A 19446-nucleotide genomic window follows, 5' to 3' on the forward strand; every position below is an offset into this window, starting at 1 on the left:
CAAGTTGGGTGTAACTGTTCGCTGACTGCGCGTCGAATCCGGAAGTCGACCTACGCGTAGAACGCGGACGGCACCACGCCGAAATGCCGCTTGAACATCGCCGCGAAAGCGCTTTGGCTGGTGTAGCCATGATCCATCGCGACCGCGATGATCTTTTCGCCATGCGCGAGGCGTTTGAGCGCCAGCAGAAGACGGGCCTGCTGGCGCCAGCGGCCGAACGTAAGGCCGGTTTCGCGCTGGAACCAGCGGTGGAATGTCTTCTCCGATACATCCAGCGTGCCCGCCCACGCGCCGATGGTGCGATTGTCGTCCGGTGCGGCCAGCAGGCTGTTGCACACCTCGCGTAACCGGTGATCGCTCGGCCACGGCAGATACAGCGGCAACAACGGTACCGCATTCAACTCTGCCAGTAGCAACTGCATCAGATGATCGTCGCGCGAACCGACGGTGTAATCGAGCGGCACGCTGATCGCCGCGAGTATCAGTTCGCGTAGCAGCGGATGGACTTCGACCACGCAACTGCGGGTGGGCAAATGTGCGGTCGCGCCGGGTTCGACGAATACCGTACGCATCTTCACGTCGCCGCTCATCTGCACCGAATGATCGACGCCCGGTTCGAGCCACACGCCACGCGTGGGCGGCACGACCCACGAACCGGTCGCCGATTCGATCTGCATCACCCCTTCGATTGCGTACAGCAATTGCGCGCGCCGATGACGGTGCGGCGCAATCACGGTGCCGTGCGGATACCACACGGCCATCGCCGACACCGGCATGGGTGTGCTCTCGAACGGCACATGCGCGCCGGGTGCGGTCGGCGTTTCGGTGTGGTGTGCCGCGGGCATTGGGGTTCGCGCGTTCATTCGAGGTATTGCCCTTCATCGGGTGTTTGACCGTTTTGCGACAGGTAAAGACCTTTTGGCGTGAGACGGACCTTACGTGCGAGCGCAAGATTTCATGTCACTTCGGAGCCCCCGAATCCCATCGATAACCAGCCAGAGCGTGATATGAAGAAATCGTATTTCCTGTTTCCCTTTGTGGCAATCCTGTTGTGGGCCGGCAATGTTGTCGTGTCGAAGTTATCCGCCCGCACGATCGACCCGTCGGCGATCACGTTCTACCGTCTATTGCTGGCTGTCGCGCTCATGAGCCTGTTCACGCTGAAGCCGGCCTGGCGCAATCGCGCGGCGATCGTGCCGCAACTCCCGAAGCTCGCCGTGCTCGGCTTTCTCGCGATGGCGCTGTTCCAGAGCCTCTCGTATGAGGCGGCCAAGACCACCACGGCGACCAACATGTCGATCATCACAGCGCTGGTGCCGTTGATGACGATGGTGGCGAGCACGCTGCTGCTCGGCGAAGCGCCGACCACCGGGATGGTGGGCGGCGGGATCCTGTCGCTGGCCGGTGTCGTGTATCTGATCACGCAAGGCAACCCCGCGATGCTGCTCGCCAACGGCGCGCATCTTGGCGATCTGCTGATGATCTTCGCCGCGCTTGCGTATGCGCTGTACGGTGTGTTGCTCAAACGCTGGCATGTAGGGCTGCCGTCGTGGCAATCCACTTACCTGCAGGCCCTGTTCGCGCTGGTGTTCATGCTGCCGATGCTGCTGCGTCTGCCGGCGGCGGAAGCCGTGCCAACGCGCGCGAGTCTGCCATTGATCCTGTACGCCGGTGTATTAGCCTCAGTGGTGCTGCCGTTTCTATGGATGCAGGGCGTCAAGCATCTCGGCCCGAATCGCTGTGCGCTATTCATGAATGTGCTGCCGATCGCGACCGCGCTCATTGCCATCGCGATGCTCGGCGAAACCTTGCATATGTATCACGTGCTCGGTGGCGGTACCGCGCTCGTCGGCGTGATCGTCGCGCAAATGTTCAAGCGGCCCGCAGAGCGAGCGGCCACAGTGCAGGAATAAGCAACCCTACGTGGGTATCGATACAGACGGGGCGCGTGTCTCGGCAAACACGTCGCCGCGTTGAGGTATGCGCCTAGCCGCGATCCGCCATCAGCATATCGCTGCCAAGGTCACGTACGTGCGGAATGCGAAACTGCCTGAGTTTGCGATACAACGACGCGCGGCAAATGCCGAGTTCACGCGACGCGGCCGAGATATTCCAGCGGCTAGCGGACAGCGCGCGCAAAATGTTGTCGCGTTCACTCGGCGGCGCGACCGGCATGCGAGGTGCTTCAGCATGACGCGCAGTGTGCGCTATGCCGTTCATTGCGGCGTAGCCGATGTCATGTGATGCAGCGTACGGACGTGGCGTCGCCTCCAATGCCACGTGAAGTGTAGAACGCGCGCCGATGCGAACCCCGAGACCTTTACCCGGTTGCACATTGGCAGGCAGATCGCCCGCGCGGATCAGCTCACCGTTCCTCACCGCGCAGGCGTACTGGATTGCCGCACGCATCTGTCGCAGATTGCCCGGCCATGTGCAGTGCAGCAGAATCTCGCGGGCTTCGCTGTCGACGTTGGCGTCGAGCGTCATGCCCGGTGCTTCAGATTCAAGGATCGATTGCAGCAGCCATGCGCGGTCCTGCCGTTCGCGTACTGGCGGCAGATTCACAATCCCCACGGCGATCCGGTAATAGAGATCTTCGCGGAAGGTCCCCGCTTCGACGTGCGATTCGATGTTCTGATGCGTCGCACAGATCAATTGCAAATCGACCGCGATTGGTTCGGCCGAGCCGATCGGCGTCACTTCGCGCTCGGATAGCGCGCGCAGTAAGCGGGTTTGCTGCGCAGCGGGCATATCGCCGATTTCATCGAGGAACAGCGTGCCGCGGTGCGCGAGCACCACCTTGCCCTTCATGCCGGTGGACAGCGCGCCGGAGAATGCGCCGCGTGCGTAGCCGAACAGTTCACTTTCAATCAGATTTTCGGGAATCGAGCCGCAATTCACTGACACCATCGCCGCCTGCCGGCGGTTGCTGTAGTCGTGCAGCGCACGGGCGAGATATTCCTTACCGGTGCCGGTTTCACCGAGAATCAGAATGGGAAGCTGCCGGTCGATGAGCAGGCGGGCACGCGTTAGCGTGGCCAGCATCGTAGGATCGTCGCCACATAGTCGGCTAAGCGGTAGCCCGGATGAGCGAGATGAGTCTGCACGGGCGCGGTCCAACGGGTCGTGGGCGGTCATGGCATCTCTCTGTATGTATCTGATTGGCAGGATCGGCCCGGCTTGTGGCCCGGCGGATCGAAAAAACTGCCAGCGGTTTGTCTCCGAAACCAAGCATAGTGCGATTCATTAATAGTCTCCAATACATTATGATGCGACGACTGATACCGATTAGGTATAAGTCGGATTCCTATTTGCACACTTGGGGCAGGCATGGAGCTGAGGCAACTACGCTATTTCGTCGTACTTGCGGAGACCCTGCACTTTGGACGGGCGGCGGCGCTGCTCAATATCTCGCAGCCGCCGCTGTCGCGGCAGATCGCCTTGCTCGAAGCGGAACTGGGCGTCGTGCTGCTGGATCGCACGCGCCGCAGCGTGCGGCTCTCGGCAGCGGGGCATCGCTTCTATCGCGACGCCAAGACGGTGATGGCCACCGTCGATCAGGCGCGTGGTCATGCGCGTGCGGCCGACCTTGGCGAGGAGGGCACGCTCATGGCGGGCTTCATGTTCGCCGCCGCGTACAGCATCGTGCCGGTGCTGACGCGTGCGTATGCGTCGGCATTTCCGCGCGTCGAGTTGAAGTTGAGCGAAAGCATCCCCACGCAATTGGTGGCTGATATCCGTGCCGGTAAGGCGGACGTCGGCATCATGTATCCATCTGATTCAGCGGTTGAACTGGAAACCCGCACGATCTTCAGTGAGCAACTGGTCGCCGTGCTGCCCGAAGGACACCGGCTCGCCACGCGGGCGGAGATTTCCATTGCCGAGTTGCGCGACGAATGGTTCATCATCTCGCCGCATGCGGCCTCGCCCTTCATCTACAACACGATCGTCGAACACTGCCGGCGCTCGGGGTTTACGCCACGCATTCGCTTGGAGACCAATTTCCAGCAGACTATCGTGAACCTCGTCGCACAGGGGCTTGGTGTTGCCCTCGTGCATAGCTCGATGCGTGCCACCCATGCGGATAACGTCAAGTTCATACCGCTGTCGCATGCACCGTATGTCGACGTGGCGCTGGTTTGGAGTCCCGATACGTTGAATCCCTGCGTTGCGCGCTTTGTCGATATCGCCGCGCAATTGGGGCTTGTTGGGTCGCGGTCAGGCAGTTAGGGCACACATAAGCACGACACCTGTAGCACCGCGCGCGACAGATGTCGTGGATGCGGTGGTGGCGTCATGCGCGCGGAGGCGTGCTGCGCCTTGCACCCGGTGTCTCGCGCTAAAATGGCATTGAAGTTGCTAAAGAGGGGTGTCGAAAATTACCTGACTGACCCTCCTATGACGTCAAAGACAGAAGCATTCCGTCATCCGGGCGCAGCCGCTTACCCGCGGGTGCTGGCCACGGTGGTGCGGGAGCCGCGCGAACTGCGCGTTGAAATACCCAGTGGACACAATGCCGGCACAGTGCTGCGCGACTTGATGATGCGCCACGGTTTCTGCGGCGCCACCGGCCGGATCTGCAGCGGCACGGCGCGCGCGCTGCAGTACCACGTCGTCATCAAGGCGGCGCAAGGCGAGCGTCCTTATATCTACGGCACCCCAACCCTGGAGAATGACGAAGTCGCGTTGCTGCACGGTGCGGTAACGATCGGCAAGGACCGGGCGGGCAGCGTCGCGCTGCATTGCCACGGTGCGTTCGTTGGTGGCGATGGACGGCTGCACGGCGGACATGTGATCCTTGATCGTCTTGAAGTGGGTGGCGAACCGTTGGTGTTGCGGCTGTGCGCGTTTGCGCACGGTGGCTTTACGCAATACATCGACGAGGAAACCCGCTACACGCTATTTGGACCCACGGTGGAGGACGCAGCATGACTTCGTTATCCAACCCATCCGAGGTCAAGCTCGAGGCCGGCCACTACGGACGCACGGTGATCGCGCGGTTGAAGCCGAATGAGGACATTGTCGAATCGCTAGAGCGGCTGTGCGCGCAATACGGTATCGGGCGTGCCGTCGTGCGCAGCGCGGTCGGCAGTCTGATCGACGGCGCTCTGTCGAGCGGCGTGGGCGCTGCGCAGGCCACGCAGATCGTGAAGGGGCCGGGCGTGGAGATCGTCGGGCTGTTCGGTGAAGTGGAGGGCGCCGTGGCGGGTCGCGACCATGCGGGTACGACGGAGCTCACTGCGATTCTCTCCGGCACCGATAGCCAGGTGTTTGCCGGGCGCGTGGTGCGCGGCATGAATCTGACGTTTATCACTGTGGAGGTGACGCTGCAGGAGTGGCTCGCGGATGCGGAACGGCCAGGCGGGGTGTGCTTGACGAGCCGCTGTGACGCCTGATCTCGCGACGTTACGCCACGTCGATGAACAACCTGCCCCAACTCGCGAGTGGCTTCGTATCCACATCCAACATTCTTAACGACTTCCACACCACGGTTGCCACTGTGTCATAAGCGGGAATATCCGTAGCCATCTCAAACGCTCGCACCAGATGAGCGGCATGCAGATTCGTGCAGAACGTCGTCACCGCATCCGGTCTCGCAAACGCCGCCTCACGCATCATGATTGCCAATTGTGTATCCGGCACCTCGGCAAAACTGAAATTGTCCTGCAAGCCGAGGTGCCGTTCCGCCACGCATTCCATGCCGAGCTTCTCGTAGTTGCGCACGATCCGCTGCTGAACATCGTCGATATATGGCGACACCAAACCGAACCGCCGTACCCCCGTTTTATCGAAGATTTCGTTGAGCGCCAGCACGGAGGTCGTCGCGGGAATACCCGTCGCCTCGGTGATATGGCGGCACAACGCTCGATCGCGGTCGAATCCCAGCCATCCCGCCGACGTGCCGCTCCAGCCGATCACGTCGACCCGTGCATCGGCCAGTTGACGCGCGGCCGCCAGAATCCGGCTCGCGTCGAACTGACCGAGCGCCTGCTCCGATAATGCGATCTCCGTGACCGTGAAGCGCGCAAAGTGCGCGCTGACGTGCGGCAGCTCGCTTAGCATCGCCGCGGTGATGGGTTCTAGCGCCGTGTTCGACGAAGGCGTGAGAATGCCGAGCCGGATTCTTCTGTGTTGCATGGCGACGTGTCCCGTTGGTGCTGGCTTGCGTGCGTGAGTGGTTTAGTCGGCAAGCAATAGCTTCACACCTTCGGCCGCTTCATAACGAAGCTGCTCGAGGTCGAGGCCCGGAATCACACCGTTGTCCACCACCACGCGGCCGTTCACCACGTTGTAGCGCACACGAGCCGGTTCGCCCGCTGTCACCGGCGCCACCGCCGCATCATGGAAACCGTTGAAGCGCAGATCGCTGACGTCGTACAGCACGAAATCCGCAGCTTTGCCGACTTCGAGCGTGCCGACCGCATTGAGACCGAGCACGCCGGCACCGCCCGCGCTGCCCCAATGAACGATCTCTTCGACAGTGGTCGCCGACGCCCCTTGCGCCGCACGATGTACTAACCACGCGAAGTTCGCCTCGTTGGTCATGCTGCCGGATTCGTTCGAGGCGACGCCGTCTACTGCCAGCGACATCGGCACGCCCGCTGCTGCCATCTGCGGTGCAGGCGCAATGCCGCTGCCGAGGCGCGCGTTGCTCACCGGACAGTGCGAGCAGCCGCTGCCGGTTTCCGCGAGCATCGCGATTTCGCTCGGTTGCAGATGTACCAGGTGGGCAAACCAGACATCCGGCCCGAGCCATTCGTGATCAGCGACGAACTCGACCGGCAGTTTGTTGAAGCGCTCCTTGCAGAAGTCGACGTAACGCGTCGTTTCGGAAAGGTGCGTGTGCAGCCTTAAACCCATGCGACGCGCCGCTCGCGCGACTTCAGGCAGCAGTTCCGGCGGCAACGAGAACGTCGGCGTGGTCGGCGCAACCACCACGCGACGCATCGAAGCATCGCCCGCATCGTGATAGCGCGACTTCAGGCGTTCGATGTCGGCGAGCATCTGATCGAGCGTTTCCGGCTTGAGCGCAACTTTGGAGAAACCCGGGTGATCGCCCGCCGCCTGCAATGCGCCGCCACGGCACAGCACGAAGCGCATGCCGAACGATGCTGCTTCGTCGAACAGCAGATCGCCGGTTTCGGTGGTGCCTTCGGCGTGATACAGGTAGTGATGATCGGCACAGGTCGTCACGCCGGACAGCAGCAGTTCGGCAAGACCCAAACGTGCGGCGACACGCGCCAGGTCCGGCGTAAAGCGCGCCAGACGCGGATACGGCACGGCGGCCAGCCATTCCTGCAAATCGGCGTTGATGCCGGACGGCACCGCCTTCAGCAGGTTCTGGAACAGATGGTGATGCGTGTTCACCCAACCCGGATAAACGACGCATGAACGCGCGTCGATCACGCGTTCATCGGCGCGCGGTTCGAGGTTGGGGGCGATGGTCTCAATACGGCCATTGCGAATCCGCAGATCGACCTGACCCAGGCGGGCTTTATCGCCGCTTCGGCCGCTCATCACCGCGACAGGGTTCTTGATCAGCAACGCTTCAGTTTGCATGCTCACGATTCAATGTCCTTTCAGTTGCCGCGAAGCGGCCGCGTGTCCAGTCAGATGTGGCGACCGCGCTCCCTATGCTGCATCGGGTGCTATTGGCTGCTATTTTTTTCTAACGGGCGCCTACCGGTTCCCCGGCGGCCGCTTATTACCCGCCTATTCGCGGACCAGGTTATGCGTCTCGACAATCTTTTTTTCTTCTTCATGCGCGCCATTCAGCACCGCGTTCAACACGACCGACACCAGGCACGCCAGCACGACGCCGCTATGGAGGAACGGCTGTGTCCAGTCGGGCATATGCTTGAAGACTTGCGGCGCCATCACGGGAATTAGCGCGGTGGCGATCGTGAAGCCGACGATCAGCACGTTGTAGCGATTGCGCTCGAAGTCCACTTTTGCCAACGTCTGAATACCGGCTGCCACCACCACACCGAACATCGCGATGCCTGCGCCGCCGAGCGCCGCAGCGGGCGTTGATGCGACTACCGCACCAATCTTCGGCACCAGCGCCACCACGCACATCAGCAGGCCGCTGATCGCCACCACCCAGCGACTGCGCACGCCGGTCAGGATCACGAGGCCGACGTTTTCCATGAAGGCGATGAACGGGAACGCCGCGAACATACCGGCGATCGCGCTCGCCAGACCATTCGCACGCATGCCACGCACCACGTCTTCCTCGCTCACGTCCTTGTCGACGATGCCACCGATAGCGACGAACAGTCCCATCGATTCGACCATCTGCACCACCATCACAACAATCATTGTCAGTACCGGCACCACCGAAAACACCGGTGTGCCAAAGTGGAACGGCATCGGCATCGTGAACCACGGCGCGGCGCTCACGCTCGTGAAGTTGCCCATGCCGAGCGAGCAGGCGAGAATGCCGCCCGCGATCAAACCGATCAGCACGGACAGATTGCGCAGGAACGGACCGGCAAAACGGTTGATCGCGAGAATCACCACCGCGACGAACAGCGTGACGCTCAGGAAGGGCAACGCACCGAACTGCTGCTGCGCGGCCTCGCCACCACCGGCCCATTGATATGCAACGGGGAACAGTTGCAAACCGATCACGGTCACGATGCAGCCAGTCACCACAGGTGGGAAGAACCTTCGTAAGCGTCCGACCAGCGGCGCGGCGAACATCGTGAAGAGACCCGCGCCAATCACCGCGCCGCACACGCCGGCAAACCCGACACCGGGGCTCAGACCGATCGCGATCACCGGCCCGACGCTGCTGAAGGCGACGCCTTGCAGAATCGGCAGACGCACGCCGAACTTCCAGACGCCGACGGTCTGCAAGATCGTCGAGATGCCTGAGCAAAACAGGGCGGTGCTGATGAGCACGGTCGTGTCGGCCGGCGACATCTTCAGTGCCGACGCGACGATCAGCGGAACAGCAATCGCGCCGATATAAGCCACTAGCATGTGCTGCAAACCGAGCGTGATCATCTGGCGCTTCGGCAGAATCCGATCGACGGGGTGTATGGCGGTGTTCATGACGTGTCTCCAATGTCGGCCGGAGTTGGCGCTTTGGCGCTTGCTCCGGTCCTACGCACAGCAATTGTCGTTGTCGATCGGAGCGCGCCGCACGGACTCGCCGTGCAGCATCACTTCACGCGCCGACCGGAGCTCCCGTCAGGCCGCAACCGGCACGGCTAGACAGGCATGGAAGCGGTCGGTCAGCGCGGCGCGATCGAGATCGCGTCCGATGAATACAATGCGGCATGAGCGTGGTTCAGTGCCCCACACTTGCGCCGCGCGAAATTCGATGACGTTGTGCACGCCTTGCAGCACATAGCGGTGCGACTGGCCTTGCACGGCGAGAATGCCTTTCATACGGAACAGGTTGGTGGCATCGGAATCGCGCAGTTCGGCGAGCCAGGCTTGCAGCGCGTCGAGATCGATATCGGCATCCACTTCGATGCCGACCGAGGACACGCTTTCGTCGTGCTGGTGGTCAGCGTGATCTTCATCATGATGGGCGTGTTCATGATCGTGGTGCGCTTCATGTTCTTCGTGGTGATGCTCTTCGTCATGCAAGCCGTCCGCCTCCACAAGAATCTGCGAGAACTCGTTCGCACCGACGCCGAGTATCTTGTCCAGGTCGATCTGTGCATAGCTTGATTCGACGATCTCCGCCGTGGCATTCAACCCGCGAATGCGCTGCGTCAGCGACGTGATATCTTCCGCAGTCACGAGATCCACCTTGTTAATCACGATACGGTCCGCACAGACGATCTGATCGACCGCCTGGTTGTCGCTGCCGTCGAGTACCAGATCGTCGAGATGCGCGGCGATATGCTTCGCGTCCACCATCGTGACGACCGCATCCAATGTCACCTGTTTCGCGATCGGATCGTCGAGGAAGAACGTCTGTGCGACCGGATACGGATCGGCGAGCCCGCTCGTTTCGACGATGATGTGATCGAGCCGGTCTGGCCTTTCCACCAGCATGCGCACGATTCGCACCAGATCTTCGCGCACTGCGCCGACGCAGCACACGCAACCGTTCGTCATCTCGTAGATTTCTTCGGTCGATTCGAGCACGAGGCCACCGTCGATGCCGATCTCGCCGAACTCGTTTTCGATCACCGCGATCTTGCGGCCGTGCTTCTCGCGCAGGATGTAGTTGAGCAGCGTCGTTTTGCCGGCGCCGAGAAAGCCGGTCAGCACCGTGACGGGGATTTTCTCGATTTCGTTGTGGGTGGTGTGAATGTGATTCATGGCTCGTCTCCGTTTCTTCGTTCGTACTGCGGTTCGTGCGATTCAGCTATCAGGCGATATGCGCTGCTTGGGCTGCTTCCTGTGAGGCGGTTTCTATGTCAGCCTCTCGCCAGCGTTTGACGGTGCCCGCTTCGAGACCGAACAGATCGAGTACGCGGCCTAGCGTGTGGTCGATCATCTGGTCGAGCGAAACAGGGCGCGCGTAAAACGCCGGGACAGGTGGGGCGACGATCGCGCCCATTTCAGTGACGGCGATCATGTTGCGCAGATGCGCCAGCGTGTAAGGGGTTTCACGCGCCAGCAGCACTAACGGGCGGCGCTCTTTCAACGTGACGTCGGCGGCGCGTGAGATCAGGGTTGACGACATGCCGCTGGCAATTTCGGCAAGCGTCTTCATCGAACAGGGCGCGACGATCATGCCCAGCGAGCGGAACGAGCCGCTGGAAATGGCCGCTGCCATGTCGTCGCAACGATAGGTGAAGCTGGCGAGCGCGCTGACGTCGGCGAACTTGTAGTCGGTTTCGTGCGTCATCGTCAGCAAAGCGCTGCGCGAGACGGTCAGATGCGTTTCGATATCCAGTTGACGCAGCAGTTGCAGCAGGCGCACACCGTACGTGAAGCCGGACGCGCCGCTGATGCCGACCACGAGTCGCCGCGGGGTCATCGTTGCGCTCCGATGGCAGCGCGAGCCAGAATATCAACCGCTTGCTGTGACGCCCGTTCGCTGATCTTCGCGCGAATGCCGTCGAAGTGAGAGCCGCGTGTCGCGTCGATGCCCATGCGCGACGTCGTGCCCGTAGCGGATGACGACGGATCGAGCGGGCTACCTGGCAAACCATCGACGATGAACACGTCCTGATGCGGCTGGAAATGCGTGGCGATGGCCCACAGCACCTGCGAATCGTTGGTGATGTCGATATCGCTATCCACCGCCACCACGTTCTTCAGATAGGGGTCCCAGCCGAGCAAGGCGAGCATGATCTGGCGCGCTTCGCCATCGCGTGTCTGGTTCAACGCGACGTAGCAGTGAAAATGCGTACCCGAGTTTGGATAGTGCAGCGCGGTAACGGAAGGAAAGCGCGCCTTCAGCTTCTCGCTCATTTCCGCTTCGCGCGGCAAGCGCGCCAGCGTCAGATGCTCCGCGTACGGGCCGCCAACGACATCGACGAGCCATGCATCGTTACGCCGCATCATCGTGTCGACGCGCAGCACGTTGTTGGTGGAGCGGTCCGATGAATAGCCGGTGAATTCGCCGAACGGGCCTTCTTCTGCATGAGCGTCGGGATCGATCGTGCCTTCAAGGACAAACTCAGCGGCAGCGGGAACGCCGATGCCGTAACGCGGCGTACGCACCAGTTGCAGCGGCGCACCAAACAATCCGCCTGCGATTGTGCGTTCATCTGTGCCGAAGGGCACACGCGCCGCGGCGGCCAGCATGAACAACGGATGCGCACCGATCACCATGGCGACCTTCAACGTGTCGCCGCGTGCTTGAGCGGTTTGCAGCATGCGCCAGAGGTGGCCGCGTGAATGCAGGCTGGTGGCGAGCGCATTGCGGGCGTGCCGCATTGAACGGTGGTAGCTGAGATTGGCGACGCCTGTCACCGGGTCTTCCGCAATGATCACCGCGTTGGTGATGTACGGACCTCGGTCGGTGTCGAAGTGGCGGATCATCGGCAGTTGCGCGAGATCGACGGCGTCGCCTTCGATAACCTGATCGAGAACGGGACCGGTCGGAACGAAAACCGGCGCGATGGGAGCGTTCGCACGTTGCTGGTAAGCGTCGAACAGGCCGGACGCTTCGACGTCGAATAAACGGCCAATGCGGGTACGTGAAGCGAAGAAATTGGTGACCAGTGGTGTCGCAATGCCGTCGACCTTTTCGCAGATCAACATGTCATGCCGTCCGCGCGCGGCCAATTCGGCCACGATAGCGGTGACGTCCTGATCTGCGGCCACGGGTTGCTTGATGGTCAGTACATCATCGGGAAACTGCTCGCGATACGCTTGTGCGAAGCGGTGAAAATCCTGCGTGGCGCGGAAGAGGTTATCCGCCATAGTGAACTCCGTCGAAAGCGATAGCGAAAGCGGACTGTGGGGAGAGGCAGGTGCGGTGTGACCCGCACCTGCCTTACAGCAAGCGTTAAACGCGTTAGGCCGGCTGCGTTACGTCATTCACGTAAGTTGCCTTCAAACGCTTCTCCGCTTCGGCCAGATCTTTCGGCGGCTTGGTCGGCTCGATGCCGACCAGACGGGCGATGTTATTGCCCATATAGTCTTCGAGACCGTCTTCATCCAGATCCATGCCTTGCGGCGCCGGTCCGCACAACATTTCGAGTTCGCGCAGCCACATGCCCGGTTCGTTCGGCGGTGAGTCGGTACCGAACACGATTTTGTTACGCGGCAACTCACGAGCGAATTCGACGATGCGCGACTGATAGCACCAGCCCGATTCGCAATACACGTTCGGCGTGTCCATCGCCATCCAGAACGATTCAAACGAGTAGTTGCCACCCGTTTGAATCCCGAAGTGACCGATGATGAAATTCACCATCGGGAATTCGCGGATGATTGGATAGAACTGCGTCGGAATCGTGTACGGTCCGTCGCCGGTGTGAATCAGCACCACCACGCCGAGTTCGGCACACTTCTTCATCGCCGGACGCAGCCAGTCGAGCGCGCGATCAGGACGATAGCCGTGCATGTTCGCGTGAAGCTTGAGCATCTTGAAGCCATACTCTTTCACGTGGAATTCGAGTTCGGCTGCGCCGTTCTCCGGGCCCCAACGCGGGTTGTACGTGAAGTTGCCGATAAAGCGATCTGGGTATTTCTGCGTGAGCTCGGCGATATACGCCATGTAATCGCGAATGCCTTCACGGCCGCGGCGATTGCCGTCGCGATAGCCGGTGTTGCCCGGCGGCGGCTGGATGAAGCCCATGTCGATACGGCGCGGCTTGCCGTTGATGATGTACGGACCGTCCATCATCTTCAGCAGGCGTTCGCCGGTGAACGGCTCGCCGGTGTGGCGCCACGCTTCGTCGACGAGATTGGTCGGGTGCAGATGGGTATCGATGATCATCAGCGGGCTCCTGCGTAGGCTGCTTGCGTTACATTCGCGGCGTGCTTTTGCGACGCGCTGGCGTGGTGTTTCAGATAGGCCTGTGCTTCTTCGACGCTTTTCGGCCGCGCGGTAGGCTCGATGCCGATCATGCGGGCGAGGTTGTTGCCCAGGTAATCCTCGAGCGTGTCTTCGTCGAGATTCAGACCTTGCGGCGGCTCGTGGCACAACACTTCGAGCAAACGCAGCCACATGCCGGGTTCGTTCGGCGGCGTGTCCGAGCCGTAGAGAATCTTGTGCGTCGGCAGCACCTTCGCGAATTCGACGATCCGCGATTGCAGACACCAGCTCGATTCGCAATACACATTTGGCGTATCGAGCGCCATCTGATACGGCTCAAAGCAGTACACGCCGCCCGTCTGCACACCGAAGTGCGCCATGATGAAATTCACTGACGGGAATTCGCGGATCAGCGGATACCATTCGCTCGGAATGCTGTATGGGCCGTCGCCGGTATGCAGCTTCACGAGTAGGCCGAGGTCCGCGCATTTACGCAATGCAGGACGCAGCCAGTCGAGTGCGCGATCGGGGCGATACGCATGCATGTTGGCCTGCAACTGCACCATCTTGAAGCCGTGTTCCTTCGCATAGAACTCGATGGCGTCGGCGCCGTTCTCAGGACCGCAACGCGGGTTGTACACGAAGCAACCGATCAGACGGTCCGGGTACTTCTGCGTCATTTCGACGGTGTACGCCATGTAGTCGTCAATCGATTCGCGGCCCGAACGATTGCCGTCGGTCCACGTATAGATGGTGTTGCCTTGCGGCGGCTGAATGAATGCCTTGTCGATGCGGCGCGGCTTGCCGTTGATGATGTAGGGGCCGTCCATCGTTGCGATCAGACGCTCGCCGGTAAATGGCTCGCCGTCGTGGCGCCAGGCGAGGTCGACCAGATTGGTCGGGTAACAGCTAGTGTCGATGATCATGTACTCGATCTCCTTGAGAGGAACTGGTGTATCCAGTTGCCGGATCGCGGGCAGGCGCATCGATGGAACGGAGCCCAGACAGGCTTGCCCATGCGGCCCTTTGCAAGACGCAGTGTTTGTGCGCCTTCCCCTCGCCGGCATCGAGTGTCACACTGATGTGCACTGCTGCTTGCGATGCAGTCTCACAAGATAAAAACGCTCTGTACAATATTTTTTAACCACGATCTTGATACGTTTGCGATATGGACATCCGGCTGTTGCGTTACTTCGCGGTACTTGCCGACGAACTGCATTTCGGCCGGGCAGCCGCACGGCTGCACATTTCGCAGCCACCGCTGAGTCAGCAGATTCGCATCCTCGAAGAGGAGATGGGCACCGCGTTGTTCATGCGCTCGCAACACCGTGTCGAACTCACCGATGCAGGGAAAACACTTAAGGAGCAGGTGCCGCTGATCTTCGCGCAGTTCGAGCGCGCGATCGATCTGACGCGTTGCGCCGGACGTGGCGAAGTGGGAAGTCTCGAGATCGGCATCATCAGCTCGGCGATGGTCGAACCGATTCCGCGCGCACTACGGGTATTTGCGGAGAAGCATCCGCAAGTGCAGTGGACGCTGCATGAGATGACTCCCGCTGCGCAGATTCTCGCGCTCAAGGAGCGGCGCCTGGATGTGTGCTTCTTCCGGGTGTCGCATGAGGACCCGGAGATTTGTAGTGAAGTGATGATGCGGGAATCGGCCGTGGTGGCACTGCCGTTAGGGCATCGGCTTGCCGCGCGTGAGGAGATTGCGTTGCGTGAGTTGGAGACGGAGCGTTTTGTGTCGTTCGGTTTGCAGCAGTCGCAGCTTGCGCGCTTTCTACAGGACTGTTGCGTCGAGGCAGGGTTTACACCGCAGATCGAGCAGGAGGTGGTCGAGGTGCATACGCTGCTGTGTCTGGTGCGTGAAGGCTTGGGCGTGGCGTTGCTGCCTTCGTCGGCGCGGCAGTTGACGACCGGGGGCGTTGCGTTCGTGCCGCTGGCGGCGCCCTGTCCCGAGGTGTCGCTGCACGCACGCTATCGCGCTGAGGATCCGTCGCCGGTGCTTTCGCTGTTTCTCGACACCGTGCGCGAGGTGGCCGCTAGCGTGAGCACAAAAGAGAGGGGCGCTGAACAGTCACGCCAGCGCGCTGCCAGTTTGCGTGGCGCGCGATAGTGAGCTTGCATGCAAAGGGCGGCGAGCGGTCAAGCTAACGCAGGCTGCCTGTTTGTGCGACCAGCTCGCGAATCACTTCGATTAACGGCGCAACGCGCGCCGCCTTCTCCCGAGGCCACACTGCATACAAGTTGTAATGCGTTGGAATTTCCACTTGTGTGAGTTCGACCAACCGTCCTTCGCGTTGCGCGTCGGCAGCGAGCAAGCCGCGCGCCAAACCAGCACCCACGCCTGCGCTGGCCGCCGCAATCAGCCCGGCGGCATTGTCGAACACGGCGACCGCATCCGGCTCGACTGCAGGCATGCCTGCCGCGGTGAGCCACGGAATCCACGAGCGTTTCGTATAGCCGAGCAATGGTAAATCGAGCACCTGTTCAGGCGTGAGCGGCAGGCTCAGCCCGCGCGCCTCAAGAAGCGCGGGCGAACCCACGGCAGTCAATCGATCCCCGCAGATCAGTGCGTTCTCGAAGCCTTCCCATTCTCCATACCCATACCGCAACGCAATATCCACGCGCTCGAACGCGCTGCGCTCATAGCGCGGTGTGGACAGTACCGTCAACGATGTGCCGGCTAACGCACCGAGCAACGCAGGCAAGCGGGCCACCAGCCAGCTCTGCGCGAGCTCGGGATCGACGTCGAGCGTGATCGATTGCTTGACCGTGCGCTCTTTGACCGACGACAGCGCGCGATCAATCTGCTCGAAGCCATCCGCCAACTGATTGGCGAACAGTACGCCGGCATCGGTCAGCACCACGCGGCCGCTTTCGCGCACGAACAACGGCTGCCCGACGAACTCTTCCAGCGTGCGGATCTGCTGGCTGATCGCGCTATGCGTGAGGGACAGCTGGCGTGCCGCGCTCGAAAAGCTGCCGACGCGTGCCGCCTGCAGAAAGGCCTGCATCGACTGGATGGAAGGGTAGCGCTTCAACATGGGTGTTAGCCGGACTTACGGATGATGGAAGAAATCGTCGCTGGCGTTGCGCTTAACGGCTTTCAATAATGGCCGCAAGCACGCGGCCTGTGTGGCATGTACCTCACGCCGCGCTGCACAACACCATTCAGGAGACACGCATGATCGAGATCGTGGTCAACGACACGCGGCACTCGCTCGACAATGTACCGGAAGACATGCCCCTGTTGTGGGTGTTGCGCGACCGGCTCAAATTGACCGGAACGAAATTCGGTTGCGGCGGCGGCTTTTGCGGCGCGTGTACGGTGCATCTGGAGGGCGAGGCGGTGCGCTCCTGTTTGTTGCCGATTGCGGCCGTGGCTGGAAAAAATATCACGACAATCGAAGGGTTGTCGAAAGACGGCACGCATCCGCTGCAACTCGCATGGGTCGCCGAGGACGTGCCGCAGTGCGGCTACTGCCAGTCCGGTCAGTTGATGCAGGCGGCGTCGTTTCTGAAGGACAAGCCGACGGTCAACGATGAAACCATCGCGACGGCCATGGCGGGCAACATCTGCCGCTGTGGCACCTATTCGCGCATTCGCAAGGCGATCAAACGCGCGGCTTCTGGCGATCCGGCGCTTGCAGCGGTCACGTGGGTCGAGCCGATGTGCGCTTCTGCCTGCACCTCTGCGAAAGAGGAGGCTTGAATGCGCAACGATAAGCAAGCGCTAAACAGCGCGCACGGTGCAGCCCGCAGACGTTTCATCAAACAGAGTTCGGCACTGTTGGCGTCGGGCCTCGCGATCGGCTTTCAACTGCCTGAGGCATTCGCGAAAGACGCCAACGTAAGCGGCGATCCGAAACCGCAGGCCGGCGAGTTCGAACCGAACGCATGGGTGCGCGTGCTGCCTGACGACACGATCAAGCTGGTGGTCCATAAGCACGACTCGGGCACGGGAACGCGTACTGCATTGGCTGCGGTTGTCGCTGAAGAACTCGATGTCGACCCGTTTCGCGTGGATGTGATTACGCCGGAGAATCCGTTCTTCGGGGATTACATCCATCCGCTGTGGAAAGTGTTCTCGACAGGTGGCAGTACCAGCGTCTCGCTCGAATACGATCGCTTGCGGCGTGCGGGCGCAACCGCACGTGCCATGTTGATCGAAGCCGCCGCGAAACAATGGAACGTGGAGCCGTCCGCTTGCACGACGGAGAACGGCTTCGTTGTTGACAAGACGAGTGGCAAGCGCGCGAACTATGGATCATTGGCGAGCGTAGCGGCGCAATTACCCGCGCCGAAAGACGTCGCGTTGAAAGACCCGTCGCAGTTCGAATACATCGGCAAGCTGCAGAAAAAACGCGGTGCCGATCTGAAAGCGAGAGGCGCGTTTCCGTACAGCATCGACGTGTCGTTGCCGGACATGCTGGTAGCGGTCGTCACCCGCGCGCCGGTGATCGATGCGCGCTTGCGTAGCGTGGACGCCAAAGCCGCGTTGGCGGTGCCAGGTGTGCGGCAGGTGTTGCAGATTCCAGGCCGGCCCGATCTTCTTGGCGGCAATCAGGCGGGCGTCGCCGTGCTGGCCGACGATTATTGGTCGGCGCATCAAGGCCAGGCGGCGCTAAAGGTCGAGTGGGAAGACAGTCCGCTGGAAACCTTCGACAGCAGTACGCTCGCCGCACGTCAGGCCGCATGGCTCGACGATCCGGCCGCGCGTGTCGTGCCGACGATCCAAACCGGTGACGCGAAAACTGCGTGGCCACACGGCGCGCGCATGGTCGAGGCGTCGTATGCGATGCCCTACAAGGCGCAAAATGCGCTCGAGCCGATCAATGTCACAGCGTGGGCGAAAGACGGCCACATCGAGTACTGGGGCGGTTTGCAAGTGCCATCCACTGTGCAGGAGGCGGCCGAGGTGATCGGCGGTATTCCCGCTGACCGCGTTGTTCTGCATGAACTCGTCTCGGGCGGCAGCTTTGGCTCGCGCGAATCGAAGTACTGGCTATTCGAAGTGACATGGCTCGCATTGAAAGCTGGCAAACCGGTCAAGCTGATGAACAGCCGCGAAGACGAAATGCGCGCGCTCTTCTACCATTCGGCAAGTTACCACCGCGCCAAAGCCGCACTCGATGCACACGGCAATCTCACCACGTTTCAATTGCGTGCCGTGATGCCGGCCTCGCCGGAACAATGGGAGCCGGGTTATTTCGACCGTCCGGACCGGATGGACTACAGCACAACCGAAGCGATCAGCAAATACGAGTTCGCTTACGACGCACCACATGTCGATATTGGTTGGGTGCGTCATGAGACCGGCGTGCCGACCGGCTGGTATCGCGCGGTGAGTTATATCCCGAACGTGTTCGCGGTGGAGTCGTTTATGGATGAGGCCGCGCATGCCGCACAGCGCGATCCGGTTGATTTCCGGCTCGCGCATATGAAGGACCCGCGGCATAAGGCCGTGCTGCGCGAGGCGGCGGAGCGGGCTGGGTGGGGCAAGCCGTTGCCTGCCGGCACTGCATTGGGTGTCGCGACGAATCAGGCGTATAGCAGCTATGTGGCGGTGGTGGCGCAGGTGGTTCGTAAGGGCGATGCGGTTGCGGTCGAGAAGCTGACGTGTGTGGCGGATTGCGGGTTGGCTGTATCGCCGGGTGGGGTTGAGGAGCAACTGTATGGCGGGCTGATGTGGGGGTTAGGGCACGCGACGGCAGATCGTATCGATATTCGCCATGGGCAGATTGAGCAGAAGAACTTCGACACGTATCGCGTGATGCGGATGAGCGATATGCCGGAGGTCGATATTCAGATCGTGCAAGGGGATCCGGCTAAGCCTGGTGGGGTCGGGGAGTTGTCGAGTCCTTCCGTTGCACCGGCGGTGGCGAATGCGGTGTTCAAGCTGACGGGACGGCGGTTGCGGGATACGCCGTTTGATCTGGAGAAGGTGGGCGCTCATGGGAAGGTTAGCGAGAAAGCGAAGGCTTGAACGGGCGGTGACTGCTCGATCACGCTGCAGCATCCCGGGTCGCGATAGCCTT

Annotated in this window: 18 protein-coding genes; 7 read left to right on the forward strand and 11 right to left on the reverse strand. The window is 61.3% G+C overall.

Going from position 1 to position 19446, the window contains the following annotated elements:
- Window positions 1–50: 50 nt before the first annotated feature.
- Window positions 51–863, reverse strand: a complete 813-nt coding sequence (locus PQQ96_RS07265) for an AraC family transcriptional regulator (protein ID WP_408290388.1) — start codon at window positions 861–863, stop codon at window positions 51–53.
- Window positions 864–1007: 144 nt separating this feature from the next.
- On the opposite strand from PQQ96_RS07265, the gene PQQ96_RS07270 reads away from it, so the two are divergent.
- Entirely contained in the window at window positions 1008–1913 is a 906-nt protein-coding gene (locus PQQ96_RS07270) for a DMT family transporter (protein WP_408290390.1), read from the forward strand.
- 73 nt (window positions 1914–1986) lie between these two features.
- Here the strand turns inward: PQQ96_RS07270 and PQQ96_RS07275 are convergent, their stop codons facing one another.
- Entirely contained in the window at window positions 1987–3138 is a 1152-nt protein-coding gene (locus PQQ96_RS07275) for a sigma-54-dependent Fis family transcriptional regulator (RefSeq protein ID WP_408290391.1), read from the reverse strand.
- Window positions 3139–3330: 192 nt separating this feature from the next.
- On the opposite strand from PQQ96_RS07275, the gene PQQ96_RS07280 reads away from it, so the two are divergent.
- The 3 genes from PQQ96_RS07280 to PQQ96_RS07290 all read left to right on the forward strand — a co-directional run bounded on the left by PQQ96_RS07280 (window position 3331) and on the right by PQQ96_RS07290 (window position 5396).
- A complete protein-coding gene (locus PQQ96_RS07280) occupies window positions 3331–4230 on the forward strand; it encodes a LysR family transcriptional regulator (RefSeq protein ID WP_408290393.1) in 900 nt (299 codons plus the stop codon).
- Between the two features lie 168 nt (window positions 4231–4398).
- The gene (locus PQQ96_RS07285) at window positions 4399–4932 is read left to right on the forward strand and encodes a PPC domain-containing DNA-binding protein (protein ID WP_408290395.1); all 534 of its coding nucleotides are present in this window, start codon (window positions 4399–4401) and stop codon (window positions 4930–4932) included.
- A complete protein-coding gene (locus tag PQQ96_RS07290) occupies window positions 4929–5396 on the forward strand; it encodes a PPC domain-containing DNA-binding protein (protein ID WP_408290397.1) in 468 nt (155 codons plus the stop codon). The genes PQQ96_RS07285 and PQQ96_RS07290 overlap by 4 nt, the downstream gene beginning before the upstream one ends.
- Before the next feature lie 10 nt (window positions 5397–5406).
- Here PQQ96_RS07290 and PQQ96_RS07295 read toward each other — a convergent pair whose 3' ends face one another.
- The 8 genes from PQQ96_RS07295 to PQQ96_RS07330 form a co-directional block, all read right to left on the reverse strand.
- Window positions 5407–6138 carry a maleate cis-trans isomerase family protein gene (locus tag PQQ96_RS07295; RefSeq protein WP_408290399.1) on the reverse strand — a complete coding sequence of 244 codons (732 nt, stop codon included), beginning with the start codon at window positions 6136–6138 and terminating at the stop codon, window positions 5407–5409.
- Between the two features lie 42 nt (window positions 6139–6180).
- Window positions 6181–7560, reverse strand: coding sequence for an isoxanthopterin deaminase (locus PQQ96_RS07300; RefSeq protein WP_408290475.1), 1380 nt, complete (start codon window positions 7558–7560; stop codon window positions 6181–6183).
- A 153-nt stretch (window positions 7561–7713) separates the two neighbouring features.
- Window positions 7714–9060: a nucleobase:cation symporter-2 family protein gene (locus PQQ96_RS07305; RefSeq protein ID WP_408290401.1), complete on the reverse strand. Its 1347-nt coding sequence runs from the start codon at window positions 9058–9060 to the stop codon at window positions 7714–7716.
- A gap of 138 nt (window positions 9061–9198) precedes the next feature.
- Entirely contained in the window at window positions 9199–10287 is a 1089-nt protein-coding gene (locus PQQ96_RS07310; protein ID WP_408290402.1) for a CobW family GTP-binding protein, read from the reverse strand.
- 49 nt (window positions 10288–10336) lie between these two features.
- Entirely contained in the window at window positions 10337–10951 is a 615-nt protein-coding gene (locus tag PQQ96_RS07315; RefSeq protein ID WP_408290404.1) for a UbiX family flavin prenyltransferase, read from the reverse strand.
- Complete coding sequence (locus PQQ96_RS07320; RefSeq protein WP_408290406.1) at window positions 10948–12345, reverse strand: UbiD family decarboxylase; 1398 nt, start codon at window positions 12343–12345, stop codon at window positions 10948–10950. Before PQQ96_RS07320 ends, PQQ96_RS07315 begins: the two co-directional genes overlap by 4 nt.
- 94 nt (window positions 12346–12439) lie before the next feature.
- Window positions 12440–13366 carry an amidohydrolase family protein gene (locus PQQ96_RS07325; protein WP_074289307.1) on the reverse strand — a complete coding sequence of 309 codons (927 nt, stop codon included), beginning with the start codon at window positions 13364–13366 and terminating at the stop codon, window positions 12440–12442.
- Window positions 13366–14331: an amidohydrolase family protein gene (locus tag PQQ96_RS07330; protein ID WP_408290408.1), complete on the reverse strand. Its 966-nt coding sequence runs from the start codon at window positions 14329–14331 to the stop codon at window positions 13366–13368. The genes PQQ96_RS07325 and PQQ96_RS07330 overlap by 1 nt, the downstream gene beginning before the upstream one ends.
- A gap of 242 nt (window positions 14332–14573) precedes the next feature.
- On the opposite strand from PQQ96_RS07330, the gene PQQ96_RS07335 reads away from it, so the two are divergent.
- Window positions 14574–15521 carry a LysR substrate-binding domain-containing protein gene (locus PQQ96_RS07335; RefSeq protein WP_408290409.1) on the forward strand — a complete coding sequence of 316 codons (948 nt, stop codon included), beginning with the start codon at window positions 14574–14576 and terminating at the stop codon, window positions 15519–15521.
- A gap of 34 nt (window positions 15522–15555) precedes the next feature.
- Here the strand turns inward: PQQ96_RS07335 and PQQ96_RS07340 are convergent, their stop codons facing one another.
- Window positions 15556–16452: a LysR substrate-binding domain-containing protein gene (locus PQQ96_RS07340; RefSeq protein WP_408290410.1), complete on the reverse strand. Its 897-nt coding sequence runs from the start codon at window positions 16450–16452 to the stop codon at window positions 15556–15558.
- Window positions 16453–16592: 140 nt separating this feature from the next.
- On the opposite strand from PQQ96_RS07340, the gene PQQ96_RS07345 reads away from it, so the two are divergent.
- Both PQQ96_RS07345 and PQQ96_RS07350 read left to right on the forward strand, forming a co-directional pair.
- On the forward strand, window positions 16593–17120 hold the full coding sequence (locus PQQ96_RS07345) for a (2Fe-2S)-binding protein (protein ID WP_408290412.1): 528 nt from the start codon (window positions 16593–16595) through the stop codon (window positions 17118–17120).
- On the forward strand, window positions 17121–19394 hold the full coding sequence (locus tag PQQ96_RS07350; protein ID WP_408290414.1) for a xanthine dehydrogenase family protein molybdopterin-binding subunit: 2274 nt from the start codon (window positions 17121–17123) through the stop codon (window positions 19392–19394).
- Window positions 19395–19446 lie beyond the last annotated feature (52 nt).

The organism is Paraburkholderia sediminicola (assembly GCF_046027825.1).
GTDB lineage: Bacteria > Pseudomonadota > Gammaproteobacteria > Burkholderiales > Burkholderiaceae > Paraburkholderia > Paraburkholderia sediminicola_D.